We start from the raw sequence: 21,843 nt of genomic DNA, 5'->3' as shown, positions 1-21,843 counted from the left end.
ACGGATAGACCATGGCGCATCACCAGCTCGACGCTTCCCTCGCCACCTGCCATTGGGGCTATTTCGACGCCGGGCTGAAGCCGGTGCTCGAGATCGAGAGCGGCGACAGCGTCACCATCCGCACCGTCACCGGCGGCCCGGCCCATCTGCCGGAAGGCAATGCGACGATCCCGCCGGAAATCCATGAGATCCATGAGAAGGCCGAACGCATGCTGCCCGGCCATATCCTCACCGGGCCGATCGCGGTGAAGGGCGCCAGGCCCGGCCAGGTGCTGGAGGTGCAGATCAGGAGCGTGAAGCCGCGCACCGATTTCGGCTACACCATGTTCCGCCCTCTCGGTGGGACGCTGCCGGACGAGTTCGATTATCACGCCCTCCGCTACATCCATCTCGACCGCGAGCGGAACATCGCCAACCTGCCCTGGGGCATGGAACTGCCGCTTTCGCCCTTCTTCGGAGTGATGGGCACGGCCCCACCGGCCCGTTGGGGCCGGGTGACCTCGCTGATCCCGCGCGCCTTCGGCGGCAATATCGACAACAAGGAACTCGGCGCCGGCGCCACGCTCTATCTGCCGGTTTTCGTCGAGGGCGCGCTGTTCTCCTGTGGCGACGGCCATGGCGCCCAGGGCGATGGCGAGGTCTGCATCACCGCGATCGAGACGGCGCTGGAGGGCACCTTCGAATTCCACCTGCGCGAAGATCTGTCCCATGCGATGCCGCGCGCCGAGACGAAGAGCCACCACATCACCATGGGGATCGATCCCGATCTCGATATCTGCGCGAAAGACGCCCTGCGCGAGATGATCGGCCTGATCACCTCCAGGACCAAGCTGACGCGGGACGAGGCCTATATGCTCTGCAGCCTCGCCGCCGACCTCAGGGTCACCCAGACGGTCAACGGCTCCAAGGGCATCCACTGCATGCTGCCGAAGAGCCTGGTGGCGTAGCCCCCGTCAGCCGTGCTGCTGCAACGCATCCGCGAGGAGCGGATGCAGCGGCTCGGCGAACGGATTGGCGACCGTCACGCCGCGATGCACGAAACCATCCTGCATGTCTTCGGACAGCAGCAGGGCGCAGCCGGCCTCCGCGGCGGTGACGAGGATCAACGCGTCCCAGAACTGCAGGCCGTGGGTGGCGGCGAGTGCGAGCGCGCCATCCCAGCAAGCTGCGTCGACCAGCCGGAAGCTGGTCGTGCCGCGCCATTCCAGGCAGATGTCCCGAGCGCGGCCCCGTGGAATGCCGAGCTTGCGTGTCAGGGCATTGAAGAGTTCGCCGATGACTTGCGATGGCAGTACGATGCGGTCTTCGCCAAGAACTCCTCTGATCTGTCGTGCTCGCGCCACGCGCGGCTGATCGTTGAAACCCTCGGCATAGATCAGGATATTGGTGTCGAAGCCGACGCGCATCGCCTCAGTCGTAGAAGTCGTCGCGCGTCAGACGTGGCAGGTTCTGGGCAGGCTGGGAATTCAGCCGCTCGGTCAACCTGGCGAACGCCTCGCGCCGGCGCGCCTTTTCGGCGTCGTCTTCCTCGATGCGGGTGATCTGCACCTTCGGCTGGCCGCGTGAGGTCACGACGACGCGCTCGCCGCTCTCGGCGAGCTTCATCAGCTTCGAGAATTCGCGATTGGCCTCAGCAGCCGAAACCGTCTTCACCATGACGGCCTCCCGATGTAGTGATATCACTACCTTTATGGATATCGCGCCGCAGGAATGCAAGCGACCAGTGAAAAGGCGAGCCCATGAGCGTCCGCATCGTCCGCCTCGGCAGTGAGCGCGAACCGACTGAAGGCACGCGCATCGGCACGGTCCGGCGTGTGCCGCGCGGCGTGCCGAAGGAGCGCTATGCCAGCGAGAACTGGTTCGATGTCTGGTTCCCGGTGCTCTCGCCGACGCCGGAGCTGATGGCGCAGGCCAAGGCGGCAGAGAGCGAGAAGGACTGGGCCGGCTTCACCCGTGCCTTCAAGGCCGAGATGGCGGAGCCGGCGCCGCGCCACGCGCTCGACCTGCTGGCGACGCTCTCCCATGGCAGTGACTTCTCCGTCGGCTGCTATTGCGAGAACGAGGCGCGTTGCCACCGCTCGGTGCTGCGGACGCTGCTGACCGAGCGCGGCGCCAGGCTCGCCTGACCCTGCGAGCAGCCGGGCCCTCTCGCCAGCCGGGCGCGGCCATGCTAACCGCTCCGGCATGACCGAGACTGGACAAGCCCGCATCGAAGCCCGCTTTGCCGCCTGCGCCGCGGCGGGCCGTGCCGCGCTGGTGACCTATGTCACCGCCGGCGACCCCGATTTCGACACAGGCAGCGCGATCCTGAACGCCCTGCCGGAGGCCGGCGCCGACATCATCGAGCTCGGCGTGCCTTTCACCGACCCGATGGCCGACGGTGTGCCCGTCCAGCTCGCCGGCCAGCGCGCCCTCAAGGCCGGGCAGACCTTGCGCAAGACGCTCGCCATGGTCACCGCCTTCCGCAAGGCCGGACATGATACGCCGATCGTGCTGATGGGCTATTACAACCCGATCTGGGCCTATGGCGTCGACGCCTTCCTCAAGGACGCGCGCATCGCCGGGATCGACGGGCTGATCGTCGTCGACTTGCCGCCGGAGGAGGACGCCGAGCTCTGCCTGCCGGCGCTGGCCGCGGGCGTCAGCTTCATCCGCCTGGCGACGCCGACCACCGACGACAAGCGCCTGCCGCGCGTGCTGCAGAACACGTCCGGCTTCGTCTACTATGTCTCGATGACCGGTGTGACCGGCGGCGCGATCGCGAATTACGATGCGGTTGGCGCGGCGGTCGCCCGGATCAAGCAGCACACCAAGCTCCCCGTCGCGGTCGGCTTCGGCGTCAAGACGCCGGCCGATGCGATCGCGATCGCCAAGGGCGCCGACGGTGTCGTCGTCGGCTCGGCCCTGGTCGAGCGCGTCCGTCTCTCGCTCGATGCCGACGGCAAGGCCACGGAAAAGACGGTTTCGGCTGTCACCTCGCTGGTCGCCGAACTCGCGGCCGGCGTCCGCTCGGTCGCGAGAGCCGGATCGCCTCAGGCTATTTCAGCCTGAGGCGTGAATCCGTCTCTCCAACTTTGGTGAGAGCATGATGTCGTCCGAAAACCGCTTCGCACTTTTCGGCATCATGCTCGGCTGCGGCCTGAGCCGTTCGCGGCTCCGCAATTCAAGGATGATCCGATGAACTGGATTTCCGAAGTCGTCCGTCCGCGCATCAAGACGCTGTTCAAGCGCGAGACCCCGGAGAATCTCTGGATCAAGTGCCCGGATTCCGGGCAGATGGTCTTCCACAAGGACGTCGAGGCCAATGGCTTCGTCATCCCCGGCTCCGACCACCATATGCGTGTCACCGCGCAGGATCGGCTGCGGCTGACCTTCGACGAAGGCAAATGGGTCGACGTGCCCTTGCCGGAGGCGGTGGCCGATCCGCTGAAGTTCCGCGACGAGAAGCGCTACACCGACCGGATCAAGGACGCCCGCGCCAAGACCGGCGCCGCCGACGCCTTCAAGGTCGGCTATGGCCGCGTCCAGGGCCTGCCGATGACGATCGCCGTGCAGGATTTCCATTTCATGGGCGGCTCGCTCGGCATGGCAGCCGGCGAAGCCTTCATCAAGGGCGCCGAGACGGCGCTGGAGAAGAAGACCCCCTATGTCGTCTTTGCCGCCTCGGGTGGGGCGCGCATGCAGGAAGGCATCCTCTCGCTGATGCAGCTGCCGCGCACCACGGTCGCGACCCGGATGCTGCGCAAGGCCGGCCTGCCCTATTTCGTCGTGCTGACCAACCCGACCACCGGCGGCGTCACCGCCTCCTACGCCATGCTGGGTGATGTCCACATCGCCGAGCCGGGCGCCCTCATCGGCTTCGCCGGGCCGCGCGTGATCGAGCAGACGATCCGCGAGAAGCTGCCCGAAGGCTTCCAGCGCTCGGAATATCTTAGGGATCACGGCATGGTCGACATGGTCGTGCATCGCCACCAGATCCCGGCGACTTTGGCGCGGCTCGGCCGGCTCCTGACCAAGCAGCCCTTGCCGGCCGTCAACGACCCGGCGCCGGAACCGCTGCCGGCCCCGGCGGTCTGACCATTTCCACCCCGGCCGGGAGGCCGGTGTCCGCATGAGCACATCCGACCTGTTGCTGGCGCGCTTCCTCGCGCTGCATCCCAAGCTGATCGACCTCTCGCTCGGGCGCATCCTGCGCCTGCTCGAGCGGCTGGGCGACCCGCAGAAGAACCTGCCGCCGGTGATCCATGTCGCCGGCACCAACGGCAAGGGCTCGACCATCGCCTTCATGCGGGCGATCCTCGAAGCAGCCGGCCTCTGCGTCCATGTCTACACCTCGCCGCATCTGGTGCGCTTCCACGAGCGCATCCGGCTGGGTCGGCCGGGCGGCGGGCGCTTCGTCGACGAGGCCTTGCTGGTCGATGCGCTGGAGCGCTGCGAGAAGGCCAATGCCGGCGATCCCATCACCTTCTTCGAGATCACCAACGCCGCCGCCTTCCTGCTCTTTTCCGAGCACAAGGCCGATGTCGTGCTGCTCGAGGTCGGGCTTGGCGGGCGCTTCGACGCGACTAATGTGGTCGATCACCCGGCCTGCACGGTGGTGACCCCGGTCTCGCTCGACCATTCCGAATATCTCGGCGACACCGTCACCAAGATCGCCGGCGAGAAGGCCGGCATCTTCAAGCGCGGCGCCCCGGCAGTGATCGCACCGCAGGAGCCGGAGCCGACTGCCGTGCTCGAAGCTGCGGCCGAGCGCATCGGTGCCTCGAAGATCCTGGTCGGAACGCAGGACTTCAACGTCCACGAGGATGGCGGCCGGCTGGTCTACGAGGATGGCGATGGCCTGCTCGACCTGCCCTTGCCGCGCCTGGCCGGGCGCCACCAGCACACCAATGCCGGCACCGCGATCGCAGCCCTGCGCGCCGCCGGCTATGGCGGCCTGCCGGCTATAGCCTTCGAGCGCGGCATGACCGAGGCCGAATGGCCGGCCCGCCTGCAGAGGCTGGCGCGGGGCAAACTCGCCGAACTCGCGCCCGCCGGCGCCGAACTCTGGCTCGACGGCGGCCACAATCCCGATGGCGGGCGCGTCCTCGCCCAGGCGATGGCCGATCTCGAGGAGAAGAACCCGGCGCCGCTGGTGATGATCGCTGGCCTGCTCGCGACCAAGGATGCCCGCGCCACGCTCGGCCATTTCAAGGGGCTGGCGCAGGTGCTGTTCGCCGTCTCGATGCAGAACCAGCTAGCGGCACGCACGGCCGAAGAGGTCGCCACACTGGCGCGGGAAGCCGGCCTCAAGGCCGAAATCGCCGGCTCGGTGGAGCAGGCGCTGCGGGAGATCGCGTCACGGAACTGGCCGGCGCCGCCGCGCATCCTGATCTGCGGCTCGCTCTACCTCGCAGGCGAGGTGCTGGCTGCCAACGGTACGCCGCCGGTGTGACCGGCCATCTGCAGCAAGGAGCGCCATGCCAATCCCCGGACTGACGACGCTCGGCCTGATCCTGCTCTGCGGCGCGCTAGGCGGCTGCGTGACTTCCGGCGGCAGCGATACCGCCGCTGATGGCATCGACCGCGCCATCGCCGGCGAGCCGACCTTCATGCAGCAGACCTATATGACCATGGACAAGCGTTGCCGGCAGGTGAAGCGGCCGACAGCAGTGCTGACGCAGAAGCCGCAGCACGGCAGCGTCCGGATGCTGACGCGCAAGGCGAAGGCGGTCTACGGACCCGGCCCCTATGAGCATTGCGACGGCAAGGTCGGCAACGCGCTCGCCTTCGAATACACCTCCGTACCCGACTATCGCGGCCGTGACAGCTTCGAGGTGCGGGTGCGCTATTCCGATGGCGAGATCCGCCATGGCCGCTACGAGGTCGAAGTCCGCTGAACGACGGAGCGAGCGCTATGACACTGGCATTCGGCAAGGGCGGCCCGGCGGTCTCGCGGATCGGCCAGGGCACCTGGAACATCGAGCGGGCGCCGCGCAACGAGGCTATCGCAGCGCTGCGACGCGGTCTCGACCTCGGCCTCTCCCACGTCGATACGGCAGAGATGTACGGCGATGGCCGCGCCGAGGAGATCACCGGCGAGGCGCTCGCCGGGCGGCGCGACGAGGTCTTCCTGGTCTCGAAGGTGCTGCCGCACAACGCCTCGAAGGCCGGCACGCGCAAGGCCTGCGAGCAGTCGCTGCGCCGGCTCGGCACCGACCGGCTCGACTGCTACCTGCTGCATTGGCGCGGCTCATATCCCTTGGCGGAGACCTTCGTCGCCTTCGAGGAGCTCCGGGCCGAGGGCAAGATCCTGTCCTGGGGCGTCAGCAATTTCGACGTCGCCGATCTCGACGAGGCGCTGCGCGTCGCCGGTCCCGGCCAGATCGCCTGCAACCAGGTGCTCTACCACCTCCGCGAGCGGGCGATCGAGCATGCGGTGATCCCCTGGTGTGAGCGTAGCGGCGTCGCCGTCACCGCCTATAGCCCGTTCGGACAGGATGACTTCCCGGAAGAGCATTCGGCGCAGGGCAAGGTGCTGGCCGAGATCGCTGCGGCCCATGGCGCGAGCCCGAGACAGATCGCGCTGGCGTTCCTGACCCGCACGCCATCCGTCTTCGCGATCCCGAAGGCGGCCAAGGCAGGCCATGCGCAGGACAATGCGGGCGCGCTGAAGCTTGCACTTGGCGATGCGGACATCGCCAAGCTCGACGCAGCCTTCCCGCGCGGTCCGAAGCCGCGCGGGCTGCCGATGCTGTAGCTGTTACTTCTCGATCCGCCAGACCGTGCGCAGCGCGGCACTGACGGTGACCTCGCCCGGCTCGACCGAGACCGGCGCGCCAGCGGCGGCCATGCGGTAGGCCCTGACATCGCCCATCGGCCGCGCCGGTGGTTCGGCTTCCGCCTCGACGATCGAGACGAGCTCGCCGACCTTGACGCCGAGGCGCTTGGCATAGATTTCGGCCCGCGCGCGCGCCGCTTCCGCCGCCTTGTCGCGGGCCTGGTCCTTGGCCTTGTCTTCGTCGGCGAGGCCGAAGCTGATGCCGGACATGTCATTGGCGCCGGCGGCGACCAGCGCATCGATCAGCGGGCCGGCCTTGGCGAGATCACGCACGATCACGGTGATGCCGGTGCGGGCCTCGTAACCATCGATCTTCGGTGCGCGCGCCTGCGGCGAGGATGAGGCCGAAGGCTGCGTCATCCGCGGCGTCAGCGCGATCTGCGAGGTCGAGAGGTCGCCCTGGGCGACGCCGGCGGCCTTGACCGCCTCGATCAGCTTGGCCAGCGCAGGAGTGTTCTTGGACAGCGCCTCAGCCGCGGTCTTGCCTTCGCTGACCACGCCGGCGTGGACGGTAGCGAGGTCGGGCTTCACCCGGACTTCACCCGTGGTCTGGATCACGATGCCTTCCGCCGGTGCGAGCGGGCCCGGTGTCTGGGCCTGGACCGGGGCGGAGAGGGCCGCGAGCGCGGCAATGATGAGGGCCTTCTTGGTCTTCGACATGATCGTCCTTCGCTGAGGAATAGTCCGCAGAAGCGGCAACGCTCCTGCGGCGCGACCATGCGCAACCTATTGGGGCAGCATCAGGACGTTCCGGAGCATCTCCGCGATTCGGAGAAACGCGGACATGCTCTGGGTCTTTGTTTTATCGCATTTTCTTCACGCGAACCGGTGTCCACTTCGCTTGAAAATGCTCAGGTCACCGCCCCGCCAGAATCTCGGCCACCTGCGGGATGTCCTTGTCGCCGCGGCCGGAGAGGTTGACGACCATCAGATGGTCCTTCGGCTTCTTCGGAGCGAGCTCGGCGACGCGCGCCAGCGCATGCGCCGATTCCAGCGCCGGGATGATGCCTTCGAGCTTCGAGATCAGCTGGAAGGCTTCGAGCGCCTCCTCGTCCGTGGCCGAGAGATAGGTGGCGCGGCCGATATCGTGCAGCCAGGAATGCTCCGGGCCGATGCCGGGATAATCGAGCCCGGCGGAGATCGAATGGGCGTCGTTGATCTGCCCGTCCTCGTTCATCAGGAGGTAGGTGCGGTTGCCGTGCAGCACGCCGGGACGCCCGCCGGTCAGCGAGGCTGCGTGCAGGCCCGACGGAATGCCGTGGCCCGCAGCCTCGACGCCGTAGATCTCGACGCTCTTGTCGTCGAGGAAGGGGTGGAACAGGCCCATCGCGTTCGAGCCGCCGCCGATGCAGGCGATCAGAGAATCCGGCAGGCGGCCTTCCATCTCCTGCATCTGCTCGCGCGTCTCCTTGCCGATGATCGACTGGAAGTCGCGCACCATCGCCGGATAGGGGTGAGGGCCGGCGACCGTGCCGATGCAGTAGAAGGTCGTCGCGACATTGGTCACCCAGTCGCGCAGCGCCTCGTTCATCGCATCCTTCAGCGTCTTGGTGCCGGATTCGACGGGAATGACGGTCGCGCCCAGCATCTGCATGCGGAAGACGTTCGGCGCCTGCCGGGCGACGTCGACCGCGCCCATGTAGACGATGCATTCGAGGCCGTAGCGGGCGCAGAGGGTGGCGGTGGCGACGCCGTGCTGGCCGGCACCGGTCTCGGCGATGATCCTTTTCTTGCCCATGCGCCGGGCGAGCAGGATCTGGCCGAGCACATTGTTCACCTTGTGCGAGCCGGTGTGGTTCAGCTCCTCGCGCTTCAGGTAGACCTTGGCGCCGCCGAAATGCTCCGTGAGACGCTCGGCGAGATAGAGCGGCGAGGGTCGGCCGACATAGTGCTTCAGCCCGCTCGTCATCTCGGCGTGATAGGCCGGATCGGCCTTGGCGGCGTTGTAGGCCTGCTCCAGCTCGAGGATCAGCGGCATCAGCGTCTCGGCGACGAAGCGGCCGCCGAACTGGCCGAAGCGGCCATTCTCGTCCGGGCCGTTCCGGAAGCTGTTCGGTGCGTGCGGCGCGTTCATGCCTGGCCTGCCTTCTTCAACTGTGCAGCCGCCGAGCGGGCGGCCCTGACGAATTCCGCGATTTTCTCGACATCCTTGATGCCGGGCGCGCTTTCGACCCCTGAGGAGACGTCGACGCCGTCCGGCCTCGCGATGCGAATGGCCTCCGCGACATTCGCCGGATCGAGCCCGCCCGATAGCATGAAGCGGAAAGCCGGGTCGAGGCCGGCGAGCAGGCCCCAGTCGAACGGCCTTCCGTGTCCGCCGGGATAGGCGGCGTCCTTGGGTGGCTTGGCGTCGAGCAGGACGCGGTCGGCGACGCCGTGATAGCGAGCGACCTGCTCCAGATCGGCGGCATCGGCGACGCCGAGCGCCTTCATCACCGGCAGGCCGGTCGCGGCCTTGATCGCGGCGACCTGCTCCGGCGTTTCCTTGCCGTGCAACTGCATCCAGTCCGGCTGCACGACTCCCGCCAGCTCGGCTGCCTGTTCCGGGTCGTAATCGACGACCAGCGCGACGATCTGCGTTCTGCCGCGCGCCTGCGCAGCAAGCTCGGCAGCGCGCTGCGGCGTGACATAGCGCGGGCTCTTCGGATGGAAGTTGAGGCCGATCATCTCGGCGCCGGCGGCGAGCGCCGCCTCCAGCGTCTCCGGAGTCGAGAGGCCGCAGATCTTGATCGGGCAAGTCTTGATCGGGAAGGCGTCGTCGCTTGTCATGCCGTTCCTGTAGAGCAATGAGCTCCTTACGAAAACTCCTGGTCGTCGCCGGTCGCGCTTCCCGCCGCACTTGTGACATGATGCCAAGGAACAGGCTGCGGTAGCGGGGGCGAAAGCGGGCGAAGCATGGGGCGGCGTTTCTTTGCAGGTCTGGCGGCATTTCTGCTGATGGCCGGCCTCGTCGCGCTCGGCGTCTACCTGTGGAGCCAGCCGAGGACGCTGAAGCTCGCGGTGGGTCCGCTCGGCTCGGACGACGCCAGGCTCGCCGCCGCCCTCGTCCAGGGTCTCAGCCGCGAGAAGAAGCCGGTGCGCCTACGCCTTGTCCTGACCGAGGGCTCGGCCGAGAGCGCCAGGAAGATCGACGCCGGCAAGGTCGATCTCGCCATCGTCCGGCCCGACATCGCCCTGCCGGCCAAGGCCGACACCGCGCTGATCACCCGGCGCTCCTTTCCCTTCTTCATCGGCTCCAAGGATCTGGGCACCGACCGTATCTCCGGCCTGCGCGGCAAGCGCGTCGGCGTGGTGCGCGCACCATCAGGCAATCTCGACCTGCTGAAACTCGTGCTCTCGCAATACGAGGTGAAGCCGGAGGAGGTGACGATCGTCCCGCTCGGGCCGGAGGACGTCTCTGCGGCGATCTCCGAGGGCCATATCGATGTGCTCTTCGCCGTCAACGCGCTGAATGCCCGCGTCGTCACCGAAGCGAGCTCGCGCCTGCACCGGGCCTTCGGAGCGGATCCGACGATCATCCCGATCCGCGAGGCCGATGCGCTCGCGACCCGCAACCATGCGATCGAGAGCGGCGAGATCGTCCGCGGGGCGCTCGGCGGCGATCCGCCGATTCCGGCCGAGAACCTGCCGAGCATCTCGATCACCTCACGGCTGATGGCGGCGCAGTCCCTCGACGACGCCAGGGTCGGCGAGCTGGTCAGCGCGATCCTGTCGCTGCGCGTCACGCTCGCGACCGACCTGCCGGCGATCCAGGGTCTGGAGACTCCCGAGACCGACAAGGACGCGCCGCTCGCCGTGCATTCCGGCGCGGCCGCCTTCATCGACGGCGAGCAGGAAACCTTCTTCGAGCGCTATGGCGACTGGTTCTATCTCGGTGTGATGGCGCTCTCGCTGGTCGGCTCCGGCGCGGCAGGCCTGTTCGGCGTCGAGAGTGCGACGCGACGCAAGCGGGCAATGGCGGACCTCAGTCGCCTCGTCGTGCTGCTCGGCGCGATGCGGACCGCGACGGACGAGCCAGCGCTCGCGGCGATGGAACGCGAGGCCGATGCCATCCTCGCCGGCGTGCTGGCGAATTATGCGCGCGGCGACATCGATTCCGGCGGGATAGGCGCCTATCGCTTCGCCATGGACCAGCTCGGCCGCGCGGCGGCGGAGCGGCGCATCGCGCTGCTGGAGGCTGCGGCGGAGTGACCGGCTTTATTCCTGCCGCAAAGCCCGGTCATGCGGATTGCGCGGCCGCTCCGACAGCTTCGAGACCCCTTCATGACCTCCGCCTTCGCTTCGCTCGCCCTCGGGACGCTGCTCGCGGTCTCCGCCGCCGGACCACTCCAGGCCCAGGCTCCCGAGAACTGGCCGCAGGTGAAATGCGAGCGCTGGCGCAGCGCCTATGACGAGGCGCTCAAGCGCATCGGCAGGAAGGGGCTCGGCCAGGAGTTCATTGCCGGCAACGAGGCCTTCATCGCCTCGGGCTGCCAGAACCCGCCCGATGTCTGCCCGCGCAGCGCCGAGGAGCTCAACTTCGCCAATGTCATGGTGATGGCGGGCATGAACGCCGGGGTCTCCTCGACCTTCATGCCCTACGCCTGCCGGAAGTCGTGACCTAGAGCAGCGACATGTGCAGGCCAGTGCCGGCCAGGACACCATCAGCGACCGCGAGCGCGACGCTGTGCCGGGCGGTCGCGGCATCGCCCGCCGCGTAGACGCCGGGAATGCTGGTCTGCTTCATCCCGTCTACGCGCAGCAGAGGGCCGAACGGGCCATCATCAAAGGTACAGCCGAGCTCGTCCGCAAGCGGGCTCGCCGGGCAGATGCCGGCGGCGACGAACAGCGCCTTGACCGGCGCCAGCCGGCCATCGGCAAGACGCAGGCCTGCCATCGCCGTTCCGTCACCCTCGGCCGCAACGACCGGTACCCGCTCGACCGTGACGCCGCGTCGCTCAAGCAAGGCGCTCGCCTCGGCATCGGGCTCGGCCTCGCCATTGAGGAACAGCGTGACCTCGCCCCAATCGGCGACGAGCGCCGCCTTCAGGGCTGAGAAGGAACCGCTCGCCAGCACGCCAAGCTTGCCGCCACCAAGCTCATAGCCGTCACAATAAGGGCAATGCAGCACGCTCTTGCCCCAACGCTCCCGGAGACCGGGGATCGCCGGCAGTTCGTCGCGCACGCCGGTCGCCAGCAACAGGCGTTTTGCCCGGTGCTGTTCGCCGTGAGTATCGGCGATGCTGAAACCGTCGTCTTCGGCTTTCGCCTCGCTGGCCCTGGCATCGCGCCAGGCAACGGTCGGATAGGCGAGAAGCTGTGCTTTCGCCTCGGCAACGATCTCCGCCGGCTCGCGCCCATCCTGGCCGAGGAAGCCATGCGAATGGCTGGAGAAGCGGTTGCGACGCTGGCCCTCGTCGATCACCAGGATGCTGCGGCGCGCCCGCGCCAGCTGCAGTCCGGCCGAGAGGCCGGCGAAACTGCCGCCGACGATGATGGCGTCATAAGGCTTAGTGCTTGGCATGGGCCTGTCTCCGTTCGTCGAAGCGGCGGCTGAAATCCGCCGCGAGATCGGACAGCCGCACCCGGTCGAAATGGCCGGCGAGCAGCGCTTCGGCCTCGGCGAAAGCCTCGCCGAGGGCCGCATTCACCGCCTGCTCGACCAGGCATTGCGGGTTCTCGCTGCGATGGCCGAGCGCGATCAAAGCGGGTTCGCCGAGAGCGCGATGGACGTCGCCGAGCGTGATCGCGTCGAGCGCACGCGCCAGCGTCCAGCCACCGCCATGGCCCTTCTCGGAATGCACCAGCCCGGTTTCCCTGAGACCCGCCATGGTGCGGCGGATCACGACCGGATTGGTGCCGAGGCAGGCGGCGAGCTCCTCCGAGGTCATCGGGGCGCCGCGATCGGCCATGTGCAGCAGCACGTGCAGGGTGGCTGAGAGGCGGCTGTCCTGTTTCATGTAACTTTTAATGTTACATGATTGAACGCCTGTCAAGCGCTCGGCGAAGGGCGGGCATCGCCCGGTTTCGGTTGCCCAAACGGCCTCAAGCGTTTATGTGCAGCGCAACGAATTCCAGATTCACGCAACGCACAGGCTGCGCCGGCCGGGTTTTCCCTGCCGGCTCGCGGTCTTGAACCAAGGCCGTTTCCCGCATGTCCATGCGCAATATCGCCATCATCGCCCACGTCGACCACGGCAAGACCACGCTGGTCGACAAGCTGCTGCAGCAGTCCGGCGCCTTCCGCGAGAACCAGCGCGTCGCCGAGCGTGTGATGGATTCGAACGATCTCGAGAAGGAGCGCGGCATCACCATCCTCGCCAAGGCCACCTCGGTGGTCTGGAAGGACACGCGCATCAACATCGTCGACACCCCCGGCCACGCCGATTTCGGCGGCGAGGTCGAGCGCATCCTCAACATGGTCGACAGCGCGATCGTGCTGGTCGACGCGGCCGAAGGCCCGATGCCGCAGACCAAGTTCGTGGTCTCCAAGGCGCTGAAGCTCGGCCTTCGCCCGATCGTCGCGATCAATAAGGTCGACAAGCCCGACGCCCGCGTCACCGAGGTGATCAACGAGGTCTTCGACCTCTTCGCCGCGCTCGACGCCACCGACGAGCAGCTCGACTTCCCGATCCTCTACGGTTCGGGCAAGCAGGGCTGGATGGCGCCCTCGCCGGAAGGCCCGCAGGACCAGGGCCTTGCCCCGATGTACGACCTGATCCTGAAGCATGTGCCGGCGCCGACCGTCGAGGACGGCCCGTTCCGGATGATCGGTACGCTGCTCGAGGCCAATCCCTATCTCGGCCGCATCATCACCGGCCGTGTCACCTCCGGCAGCGCCAAGCCGAACCAGACCGTCAAGGTGCTGTCGGGCGACGGCTCGACCGTCGAGACCGGCCGCATCACCAAGATCCTCGCCTTCCGCGGCCTCGAGCGCCAGCCGATCGAGGAAGCGATCGCCGGCGACATCGTCTCGATTGCCGGCCTGGTGAAAGGCACCGTCGCCGACACCTTCTGCGACCCCTCGGTCGAGACCCCGATCAAGGCGCAGCCGATCGACCCGCCGACGGTGTCGATGACCTTCACCGTCAACGACTCCCCGCTCGCCGGCACCGAGGGCGACAAGGTCACCAGCCGCGTCATCCGCGACCGCCTGTTCAAGGAAGCCGAGGGCAATGTCGCGCTGAAGATCGAGGAATCCGGCGACAAGGATTCGTTCGTCGTCGCAGGCCGCGGTGAGCTCCAGCTCGCCATCCTGATCGAGACGATGCGCCGGGAGGGCTTCGAGCTCGGCGTCTCGCGTCCGCAGGTCGTCTTCACCCGCGACGAGGCCGGCCAGCTGCTGGAGCCGGTTGAGGAAGTCGTCATCGACGTCGACGAGGAGCATTCCGGCGTCGTCGTGCAGAAGATGAGCGAGCGCAAGGCCGACATGCTGGAGATGCGCCCGTCGGGCGGCAATCGCCTGCGCCTGGTCTTCCATGCTCCTACCCGCGGCCTGATCGGCTACCAGGGCGAGCTGCTCACCGATACGCGCGGCACCGCGATCATGAACCGGCTCTTCCACGCCTACCTGCCCTACAAGGGCGAGATCGCCGGCCGCCGCAACGGCGTGCTGATCGCGATGGAGACCGGCGAGGCGGTGGCCTATGCGCTGTGGAACCTCGAAGATCGCGGTCCGATGATGATCGAGCCGGGCTGGAAGGTCTATCAGGGCATGATCGTCGGCGAGCACACCCGCGAGAACGATCTCGAGGTGAACGTGCTGAAGGGCAAGAAGCTCACCAACATCCGCACGACCTCGAAGGACGAGGCGGTCCGCCTCACCCCGCCGATCCGGATGACGCTGGAGCGCTCGCTCGCCTGGATCGACGATGACGAGCTCGTCGAGGTCACCCCGAAGTCGATCCGCCTGCGCAAGGCGATCCTCGACCCGAACGACCGCAAGCGCTCGCAGAAGCAGAAGGCGGAAGTGGCCTGAGTTTGGCCACCGCCGACATTTCCGTCGAGATCCTGCTGATCACCGGCCCGGCCGGGATCGGCAAGTCGACCCTGTGCTGGGAAATGAGCGCGGTGCTGGCTGAAGCCGGCATCGCCCATGCCGCGATCGAGAGCGACGAGCTCGACCGCGTCTTCCCCAAGCCCGGCGCGGAGGAGCTGGCTCCGCTCGCGCCCGGCGCCCGCGATATCAGCCAGCTCAACCTCGCCGCGCTCTGGTCGACCTATCGCGCCCTCGGCCACAGCCGCCTGATCATGTCCGGCGTGATGCTGCATGTCGCTTTCGACAAGCGCTGGATCCTCGCCGCGATCCCCGAGGCCCGCATCACGGTGGTGCGCCTGCGCGGAAGCGAAGCGAGCCTGCGCGAGCGCCTCGCTCGTCGCGAGATCGGCGCGGGCCGCGACGCCCAGATCGAGCGCTCCCTGCGACAGGCGCAGCGCATTGCCGGCGAGGACGCCATGGATTTCCTCGTCGTCGAGACCGATGGCAGGCCGCCGCAAGAGCTGGCGCGCGAGATCGTCGACGCGGTTGGCTGGGCGAAAACCGGCTGAAGCCAAGCCCCGCATCGGCTTCCGCGACCTGGTACTCAGCGCAATTTCGCCAGTCCCGCCTGGAGCACCTGCTCCATGGCACGCCGCGCCGCGGACTCGGCGCCGCCACTCTGCCTGGCCGGCCCGTGCGGCTTTATGCCGGCTCGCCGGGCCGGGCGTTGGCTCGCCAGCATCTCGGCGTCGAGCGCCGCGATCGTCATCTTGCCGACGATGTCGTCTGCGGACTTCTGATAGGCGCGATTGACGATGCCGCGCTTCGTCTTGAAGGCGAGAACGGCGCCGACAGTCGAGGGGCCGTAGTGGCCGCGCTTCAGCTCCGCTGCGGCGATGACGGCGCCGTCGAGATGGCCGAGCGCCACCTGGACCAGCCTGACATGCTCGCCCTGAGCGCCCCGCGTCAGATGGGCCGCATTGTCGACGAGGCAGGCCTCGAGGCGAGCATCGCCGGCGAACAGGAAGGAACGAAGCGGCATCGTCAGCTCCGGTGGCCTTGTCGATCCGTGGTGCGAAGGAGGCTCACGGCAGTAACCTCCCGACCCTACGGATCATCTCGATTTGAAAGCCGTCGAAGCCGATGAATTTCCTCATCGACCTCGTCGGCTGCATGATCGTCACATCGCCCTTTGGGCGGTCAGGCAGGCCGATGAGGTGCCCGAACTCATGGACGGTGACCATGGCGGGATTGCCCCAATCGATGAAAGCGACGTTGCCGCCTGCCAGTCCGGAGGACAGGTCCGACGCATTTTGCGGCTTCGGCTTCGTTTCGAAGTCCCAGCCATAGACGAGATTCTTCAGATGTCCGCGGCCGGCAGCCGTGATGTGGTCGCGGATCGCCTCGCCCTGCGGTCCGTCGGTGATGATTTGCGGGCCGAGCGACATCCCCCTGAATTCCAGCTTGTGGATCGGCCCGACGCGCACCAGCCGAATATTCGCCTGTCTGGCATAGATCGACTCAACCTCGCTCAGGAGATTCAGCAGTGCCCCTTCCGAGTAGATCAATGACAGCGAGCAGTCGCGCAGGACGACGCTGACGGAATAATGGATCGTGATGACCCCGCCCCCGTCGACATAGAACGTCGGCCGCTCGGCCGAACCCGGTGTGGACAGAACGAAGATTCGCGTCGCCTCCGCTGCGGCGCGCAGCGCGAAAGCGGTCGTGCTCATCGGCTTGAGCGTGAAGACGTCGAACAGCCCGCCGACCGTCCGAGCCGCCTCGGTTTCGATCGCGATACCGCCGAAGGTATTGGCAGGGTCCACTACGCTCAGCGTGCACTCCCTGTCGGGAGGGGTTGCAATCCAGACCGTCCGCGACTGGCCGAGCGGTATGAACTGATAGGCGTGGCTCTCCGGAAAGGACCCTTTCGGGAAGTAAGAGAAGCCGTTCGGCGGGCCGCTCCAGGTACCGTCGGATTCGCAGTCATATGAGCTGAACGGGCTTGACACGCGGGCGCTGCCTCTTGGCGGTATATGGACAGGCTAGTCCGCTCCCGACAACGCCCGCATCCTTCATTCAGCGGATGTCCTTCGGCCCGGGCGCAGCCGTCCTGCGTCTGTTGCGCTTGCCGTCAAGGCACGGCTCTGGTCCGGTGCGAGCGACCGAAGGAAGGATCATCGCCCATGCAGTTCCGCAATCTCGGCCGCTCCGGCCTGCGCGTCTCGCTCGTCGGCCTCGGCTGCAATAATTTCGGCGGCCGGATCGACCTGGAGGCGGCGCGCAAGGTCGTCGACGCCGCGATCGAGCACGGCATCACGCTGTTCGACACCGCCGACATCTACGGCAATCGCGGCGGCTCGGAGCTGGCCCTCGGCGAACTGCTCGGCGCCCGCCGCAAGGACATCGTGCTCGCCAGCAAATTCGGCATGAACATGGACGAGGAGGGCGTCAAGAAGGGCGGCTCGCGGCGCTACATCATCGAGGCGGTCGAGGCCTCGCTGAAGCGCATGAAGACCGACTGGATCGATCTCTACCAGATCCACAGGCCCGATCCGCTGACCCCGATCGCCGAGACGATGCGTGCCCTGGAGGACCTGATCCGCCAGGGCAAGATCCGCTATATCGGCTGCTCGAACCTGCCATCCTGGCAGGTCGCCGACGCCCAGTGGACGGCCAGGACACTCGGGATCGAGGGCTTCGCCTCGGCGCAGGACGAGTACAGCCTGCTGGTGCGCGGCGCCGAGAAGGAGCTGATTCCGGCCCTCAACCATTTCGGCATGGGGCTCCTGCCCTATTTCCCGCTCGCCAACGGCCTGCTCACCGGCAAATACCAGCGCAACGCCCCGATGCCGGAGGGTGCACGCATGACCCGCGAGGCCCAACGCGCCGGTGAGGTGCTGACCGAGGCGAACTGGAGCAAGACCGAAAAGCTCGCCGCCTTCTGCGAGGCGCGCGGCAAGACGCTGCTGGAACTCGCCTTCTCCTGGCTCGCCGCCCAACCGGTCGTCTCCAGCGTCATCGCCGGTGCGACGAAGCCCGAGCAGATCGCCGCCAATGTCAAGGCCGCGGACTGGGCGCTGACGCCAGAGGAGCTCAGCGAGATCGACGCGATCACGCGCTGAAATCCGCCGCGAGAGCGCCTCAAAGACGCCCAACGGCACAGCGAAAGCATTAACCTTGCCTCCCTGCCCGAGCGACGGGGTGGGGAAGCTGTTGTCAAATCCCCGCGCCTGGGGTTCCCTTGCGCAACTGCAGCCGAGACCGCTGACCTCGTGATCCGCATCGCCCGTCTCCTGGCGTTCGCCCTGTCCCTGAGCGCCCTGCCCGCCGCGGCGCAGGATAAGCCTGCTGCTGCGCCGCAGCCGGAGCCGATGCGTATCGTGCTGACCCGTAGCGCCGAGCCTTGCGAACCCGATTGCCGCGAGTGGCTCGCCGCCCAGGGCGCCATCACCAAGGATACGCCCGCCGAGCTGCGCCGCGCCATCGGCGAGCTGAACGGGCGCAAGCTGCCGCTGCTGGTCTACTCGACCGGCGGCACGGTCGAGGCCGCGATCGCCATGGGCGAGCTCGTTCGCAAGAGCGGCCTCGACATCGCCGTCGCCCGCACCGTCTTCAGCCAGCGCGATGCGGCCGGCGGCACCATCGACGAGCGCAGCCCGCTCTGCGCCTCGGCCTGCACGCTCCTCCTTGCGGGGGGGCAACGCCGGATCATCCCGCCGCAATCGCGTATCGGCGTGCACCAGCAGACCATCGTCGAGACCGAGACGACGACGGTGCGCGACTACAAGATCGTGCGCGGACGCAGGGAACTGGTCGACGAGAGAACGGAGACGCGGACGGTCAAGCAGGAGCAGGCGACCGGCGAAATCGACGCCAAGATGCGACGCTATCTCGACGCCATGGGGCTCGACCGCTCCTTCATCGAGGTGACGGTGTCGACGCCGGCCGACACGATGCGCTACCTCAAGCCCGACGAGATGCTGGCGACCACGATCGCGACGGAGATCGGCTCGGCCACGCTCGCCTTCTCGGGGCTGCGATCCTCCCAGGCGCCCGGAAGGCCGGCCAACCTCAACGCAGCCGCGGTGCTTCCGGCGACATTGGTCGCGCCGGCGACGCCGATCGGCTCGGTTGAACTCGGCCCACATCGTGGCGGCAAGCTGCGGCTGGCCCTGTCGGTCGGCGAAGGGCGATACCAGCAGACGACCGCCCTGCAGATGCGGCTCCTGTTCGGCGACGCACCGGTCCCGACACGGCTGCGCACGGTGACGCTGACGCTGCCGGGCAGCCCGCCGATCGTCGCGCGCAACGAGGACGGCAGCGACCCCGAGGGCGCGATGACCGTCGACGTTCTGCGCGAGACCTTGTGCAGCTTGACCGACCGGACGGCGGTGTCGCTGAAGATCGATCCGCCGGCGGAAGACGGCACGCCCTCGACCTGGCAGCGCAGCGGCACGGCCGCCGAACTCCTGCGCCTGCCGACATTGCGCACGACGATCTGCCGCTGAAACGCACCGCGACGAAGAAATCCCATCCGGAACCAACCGCTTCCCCGCAAGCGCAATCGATTACATGCACGTACAGCGTGCAGTCGACGTTGCCTTCAATGTGAGCTTGACGGGCCCGGGGCGATCAGATCACCTTCCCTCCAATCCGACGCGCCGCACGAAAGCGCGCGGTCGCAAACGAGGGAGAAACGCCGTGTTGAGACGCCATTTTCTCGCCGCGGGCCTCGCGCTCGCGGCTTTTGGCAGCACATTCCCCGCCTTCGCCCAGAGCAAGGGCCCGGTGATCGGGGTCAGTTGGTCGAACTTCCAGGAGGAGCGCTGGAAGACCGACGAGGCCGCGATCAAGGCAGCGATCGAGAAGGTCGGCGGCACCTACCTCTCGGCCGACGCGCAATCCTCGCCCGCCAAGCAGCTCACCGATGTCGAGAGCCTGATCGCGCGCGGCGCCAAGGCGATCATCGTATTGGCGCAGGATGCGCAGGCGATCCGCCCGGCGGTGCAGAAGGCGGTCGACGAGGGCATCGCCGTCGTCGGCTATGATCGCCTGATCGAGATCCCGCAGGCCTTCTACCTGACTTTCGACAATGTCGAGGTCGGCCGGATGATGGCGCGCGAGATCGTCAAGGCCAAGCCCGAAGGCAACTACGTCTTCATCAAGGGCTCGAGCGCCGATCCGAACGCCAACTTCCTGTTCCAGGGCTCGATCGAGGTGCTCAAAACCGCGATCGACGCCGGCAAGATCAAGAATGTTGGCGAGGCCTATACCGATGGCTGGCTGCCGGCCAACGCCCAGCGCAACATGGAGCAGATGCTGACGCGCAACGCCAACAAGGTCGACGCCGTCGTCGCCGCCAATGACGGCACGGCCGGCGGCGCCATCGCCGCCATGGCCGCCCAGGGCCTCGCCGGCTCGGTGCCGGTTTCCGGCCAGGACGCCGACCGTGCCGCCCTCAACCGCGTCGCGCTCGGCACCCAGACGGTGACGATCTGGAAGGATGCGCGCGAGCTCGGGCGCAATGCCGCCGAGATCGCGATCAAGCTCGCCGGCGGCGCCAAGCTGACCGAGGTCGCAGGCGCCACCGCCTGGGACCAGGGCCCGAGCAAGGCCAAGATGACCGCGCTCTTCCTGAAGCCCGTCCCGGTGACCAAGGACAACCTTAACGTCGTCATCGAAGCCGGCTGGGCGCCGAAGGCCGCCGTCTGCCAGGGCGTCGCCGCCGGCAAGGTCAAGGTCTGTGACTGAGGCTGCTCCCGCGCCGGCAGCGCCGTCGCAGGACGCGAAGACCCTCGCCGATCATCTGCGCGCCATCGAGTTCGACGCGCGAATGATCGGCATGATCGCCGCACTGGCGGTGATCTGGCTCGGCTTCAACTGGCTCTCGGGCGGCGCCTTCCTGACGCCGCGCAATCTCTGGAACCTCTCAGTCCAGACCGCTTCGGTCGCGGTCATGGCCTGCGGCATGGTCCTGGTCATCGTCACCCGCAACATCGACCTTTCGGTCGGCTCCATGCTCGGCTTCGTCGGCATGGTCACCGGCCTCGTCCAGGCGCAACTGCTCCCCGGCCTGCTCTGCTTCGAGCATCCCGCCACCTGGCTGCTCTCGATCCTTGCAGCGATCGTGCTCGGCGGGCTGATCGGCCTGTTCCAGGGCGCGCTGATCGCCTATCTCGCCATCCCCTCCTTCATCGTCACGCTTGGCGGCCTCCTGGTCTGGCGCGGCGGTGCCTGGTGGGTCACGCAGGGCCAGACCATCGCGCCGATGGATTCGCGCTTCCGCCCGCTCGGCGGCGGCATCGAGGGCGCGATCGGTACCACCGCCTCCTGGGCGATCGGCCTCGGCATCTGCGCGCTGATCGTCGGAGGCATCGCCTTCGTCCGGCGCCGGCGCAAGCGCTATGGCTTTGCCCTACGCCCGCTCTGGGCCGAGATCGTGCTGGCTGCGCTCGCCTGCGGAACGGTGATCGCCGCGGTCGCGATCGCCAATGCCTATGCCCTGCCGGCCGGGATCGCACGCCGCCTCACTGAGGCGAAGGGTGGCGTCTGGCCGGAGGGCGGCCTCACCATCGGCCATGGCCTTGCCGTGCCGGTGCTGCTGGCGCTCGCGGTCGGCGTTGCCGTGAGCTTCCTGGCGCGGCGCCTGCGCTTCGGGCGCTATGTCTTCTCGATCGGTGGCAATCCCGAGGCCGCCCAGCTCTCCGGCGTCAACACGCGAAAAGTGCTGATGCTGGTCTACGGGCTGATGGGCGTCCTGGTCGGCATCGCCGCCTGTATATCGACCGCGCGCCTCAACGCCGCGACCAACTCGGCCGGGCAACTCGACGAGCTCTACGTCATCGCCGCGGCGGTGATCGGCGGCACCTCGCTCGGCGGCGGCGTCGGCACCATCGCCGGCGCGATGCTGGGGGCGCTGGTGATGCAGTCGCTGCAATCAGGCATGGTGCTGATCGGCGTCGACACGCCCTTGCAGAACATCGTCGTCGGCATCGTGCTCGTCCTCGCCGTCTGGCTCGACGGGCTCTATCGCAAGCGGCTGGGATGATGGAGGGCGCCATGG

Annotated in this window: 24 protein-coding genes; 15 read left to right on the top strand and 9 right to left on the bottom strand. The window is 67.5% G+C overall.

Translation table 11 applies throughout. The features are described from left to right. Positions 1–11: 11 nt before the first annotated feature. Positions 12–947, top strand: coding sequence for an acetamidase/formamidase family protein (locus tag ACQKLX_RS05610; protein ID WP_427360252.1), 936 nt, complete (start codon positions 12–14; stop codon positions 945–947). A gap of 6 nt (positions 948–953) precedes the next feature. Here the strand turns inward: ACQKLX_RS05610 and ACQKLX_RS05605 are convergent, their stop codons facing one another. Further along, positions 954–1,406 (bottom strand): PIN domain-containing protein, encoded by a 453-nt coding sequence (locus ACQKLX_RS05605; protein WP_427360250.1) that lies wholly within the window; start codon positions 1,404–1,406, stop codon positions 954–956. A gap of 4 nt (positions 1,407–1,410) precedes the next feature. Beyond that, positions 1,411–1,656, bottom strand: a complete 246-nt coding sequence (locus ACQKLX_RS05600) for a type II toxin-antitoxin system Phd/YefM family antitoxin (protein ID WP_427360249.1) — start codon at positions 1,654–1,656, stop codon at positions 1,411–1,413. A gap of 83 nt (positions 1,657–1,739) precedes the next feature. Between ACQKLX_RS05600 and ACQKLX_RS05595 the strand changes: the two genes are divergently transcribed. The 6 genes from ACQKLX_RS05595 to ACQKLX_RS05570 all read left to right on the top strand — a co-directional run bounded on the left by ACQKLX_RS05595 (position 1,740) and on the right by ACQKLX_RS05570 (position 6,739). Then, a complete protein-coding gene (locus tag ACQKLX_RS05595) occupies positions 1,740–2,126 on the top strand; it encodes a DUF488 domain-containing protein (RefSeq protein WP_427360247.1) in 387 nt (128 codons plus the stop codon). Positions 2,127–2,184: 58 nt separating this feature from the next. Beyond that, a complete protein-coding gene (gene trpA / locus ACQKLX_RS05590; protein ID WP_427360246.1) occupies positions 2,185–3,051 on the top strand; it encodes a tryptophan synthase subunit alpha in 867 nt (288 codons plus the stop codon). A gap of 126 nt (positions 3,052–3,177) precedes the next feature. Next, on the top strand, positions 3,178–4,077 hold the full coding sequence (gene accD / locus ACQKLX_RS05585) for an acetyl-CoA carboxylase, carboxyltransferase subunit beta (RefSeq protein ID WP_427360244.1): 900 nt from the start codon (positions 3,178–3,180) through the stop codon (positions 4,075–4,077). 34 nt (positions 4,078–4,111) lie between these two features. Continuing rightward, complete coding sequence (locus tag ACQKLX_RS05580) at positions 4,112–5,434, top strand: bifunctional folylpolyglutamate synthase/dihydrofolate synthase (protein WP_427360243.1); 1,323 nt, start codon at positions 4,112–4,114, stop codon at positions 5,432–5,434. Between the two features lie 25 nt (positions 5,435–5,459). Then, positions 5,460–5,879, top strand: coding sequence for a hypothetical protein (locus ACQKLX_RS05575; protein ID WP_427360241.1), 420 nt, complete (start codon positions 5,460–5,462; stop codon positions 5,877–5,879). A 17-nt stretch (positions 5,880–5,896) separates the two neighbouring features. Next, the gene (locus ACQKLX_RS05570; protein WP_427360239.1) at positions 5,897–6,739 is read left to right on the top strand and encodes an aldo/keto reductase; all 843 of its coding nucleotides are present in this window, start codon (positions 5,897–5,899) and stop codon (positions 6,737–6,739) included. Between the two features lie 3 nt (positions 6,740–6,742). Here ACQKLX_RS05570 and ACQKLX_RS05565 read toward each other — a convergent pair whose 3' ends face one another. The 3 genes from ACQKLX_RS05565 to ACQKLX_RS05555 all read right to left on the bottom strand — a co-directional run bounded on the left by ACQKLX_RS05565 (position 6,743) and on the right by ACQKLX_RS05555 (position 9,589). After that, complete coding sequence (locus ACQKLX_RS05565) at positions 6,743–7,480, bottom strand: SIMPL domain-containing protein (RefSeq protein WP_427360237.1); 738 nt, start codon at positions 7,478–7,480, stop codon at positions 6,743–6,745. Between the two features lie 196 nt (positions 7,481–7,676). Continuing rightward, positions 7,677–8,894, bottom strand: a complete 1,218-nt coding sequence (gene trpB / locus ACQKLX_RS05560; protein ID WP_427360235.1) for a tryptophan synthase subunit beta — start codon at positions 8,892–8,894, stop codon at positions 7,677–7,679. Then, entirely contained in the window at positions 8,891–9,589 is a 699-nt protein-coding gene (locus ACQKLX_RS05555) for a phosphoribosylanthranilate isomerase (protein ID WP_427360233.1), read from the bottom strand. Before ACQKLX_RS05555 ends, trpB begins: the two co-directional genes overlap by 4 nt. A gap of 126 nt (positions 9,590–9,715) precedes the next feature. On the opposite strand from ACQKLX_RS05555, the gene ACQKLX_RS05550 reads away from it, so the two are divergent. Continuing rightward, the gene (locus tag ACQKLX_RS05550) at positions 9,716–11,011 is read left to right on the top strand and encodes a TAXI family TRAP transporter solute-binding subunit (protein ID WP_427360232.1); all 1,296 of its coding nucleotides are present in this window, start codon (positions 9,716–9,718) and stop codon (positions 11,009–11,011) included. 72 nt (positions 11,012–11,083) lie between these two features. Continuing rightward, positions 11,084–11,419 carry a hypothetical protein gene (locus tag ACQKLX_RS05545; RefSeq protein ID WP_427360230.1) on the top strand — a complete coding sequence of 112 codons (336 nt, stop codon included), beginning with the start codon at positions 11,084–11,086 and terminating at the stop codon, positions 11,417–11,419. 1 nt (position 11,420) lies between these two features. Here the strand turns inward: ACQKLX_RS05545 and ACQKLX_RS05540 are convergent, their stop codons facing one another. Beyond that, complete coding sequence (locus ACQKLX_RS05540) at positions 11,421–12,323, bottom strand: NAD(P)/FAD-dependent oxidoreductase (RefSeq protein WP_427360228.1); 903 nt, start codon at positions 12,321–12,323, stop codon at positions 11,421–11,423. Continuing rightward, complete coding sequence (locus tag ACQKLX_RS05535; RefSeq protein WP_427360226.1) at positions 12,310–12,759, bottom strand: Rrf2 family transcriptional regulator; 450 nt, start codon at positions 12,757–12,759, stop codon at positions 12,310–12,312. Before ACQKLX_RS05535 ends, ACQKLX_RS05540 begins: the two co-directional genes overlap by 14 nt. 194 nt (positions 12,760–12,953) lie before the next feature. Here ACQKLX_RS05535 and typA point away from each other — a divergent pair, with 194 nt between their 5' ends. Beyond that, complete coding sequence (gene typA, locus ACQKLX_RS05530; protein ID WP_427360225.1) at positions 12,954–14,777, top strand: translational GTPase TypA; 1,824 nt, start codon at positions 12,954–12,956, stop codon at positions 14,775–14,777. Between the two features lie 2 nt (positions 14,778–14,779). Further along, positions 14,780–15,346, top strand: a complete 567-nt coding sequence (locus ACQKLX_RS05525; RefSeq protein ID WP_427360223.1) for a nucleoside/nucleotide kinase family protein — start codon at positions 14,780–14,782, stop codon at positions 15,344–15,346. 35 nt (positions 15,347–15,381) lie between these two features. Here the strand turns inward: ACQKLX_RS05525 and ACQKLX_RS05520 are convergent, their stop codons facing one another. Both ACQKLX_RS05520 and ACQKLX_RS05515 read right to left on the bottom strand, forming a co-directional pair. Next, positions 15,382–15,819, bottom strand: coding sequence for a hypothetical protein (locus tag ACQKLX_RS05520; protein WP_427360222.1), 438 nt, complete (start codon positions 15,817–15,819; stop codon positions 15,382–15,384). A 43-nt stretch (positions 15,820–15,862) separates the two neighbouring features. Continuing rightward, a complete protein-coding gene (locus tag ACQKLX_RS05515) occupies positions 15,863–16,789 on the bottom strand; it encodes a hypothetical protein (RefSeq protein WP_427360220.1) in 927 nt (308 codons plus the stop codon). Positions 16,790–16,963: 174 nt separating this feature from the next. Between ACQKLX_RS05515 and ACQKLX_RS05510 the strand changes: the two genes are divergently transcribed. The 4 genes from ACQKLX_RS05510 (at position 16,964) to ACQKLX_RS05495 (ending at position 21,828) form a co-directional block, all read left to right on the top strand. Beyond that, complete coding sequence (locus ACQKLX_RS05510) at positions 16,964–17,902, top strand: aldo/keto reductase (RefSeq protein WP_427360218.1); 939 nt, start codon at positions 16,964–16,966, stop codon at positions 17,900–17,902. A 150-nt stretch (positions 17,903–18,052) separates the two neighbouring features. Further along, a complete protein-coding gene (locus tag ACQKLX_RS05505; RefSeq protein WP_427360216.1) occupies positions 18,053–19,288 on the top strand; it encodes a COG3904 family protein in 1,236 nt (411 codons plus the stop codon). A gap of 193 nt (positions 19,289–19,481) precedes the next feature. Next, complete coding sequence (xylF, locus tag ACQKLX_RS05500; protein WP_427360214.1) at positions 19,482–20,531, top strand: D-xylose ABC transporter substrate-binding protein; 1,050 nt, start codon at positions 19,482–19,484, stop codon at positions 20,529–20,531. Next, complete coding sequence (locus ACQKLX_RS05495; RefSeq protein WP_427360212.1) at positions 20,524–21,828, top strand: sugar ABC transporter permease; 1,305 nt, start codon at positions 20,524–20,526, stop codon at positions 21,826–21,828. The genes xylF and ACQKLX_RS05495 overlap by 8 nt, the downstream gene beginning before the upstream one ends. Positions 21,829–21,843 lie beyond the last annotated feature (15 nt).

This window comes from Allobosea sp. NPDC003192, assembly GCF_050275675.1.
Classification (GTDB): Bacteria; Pseudomonadota; Alphaproteobacteria; order Rhizobiales; family Beijerinckiaceae; genus Allobosea.
Note: the sequence above shows the minus strand (reverse complement) of the source record. Positions and strands in the feature narration are given on the sequence as shown.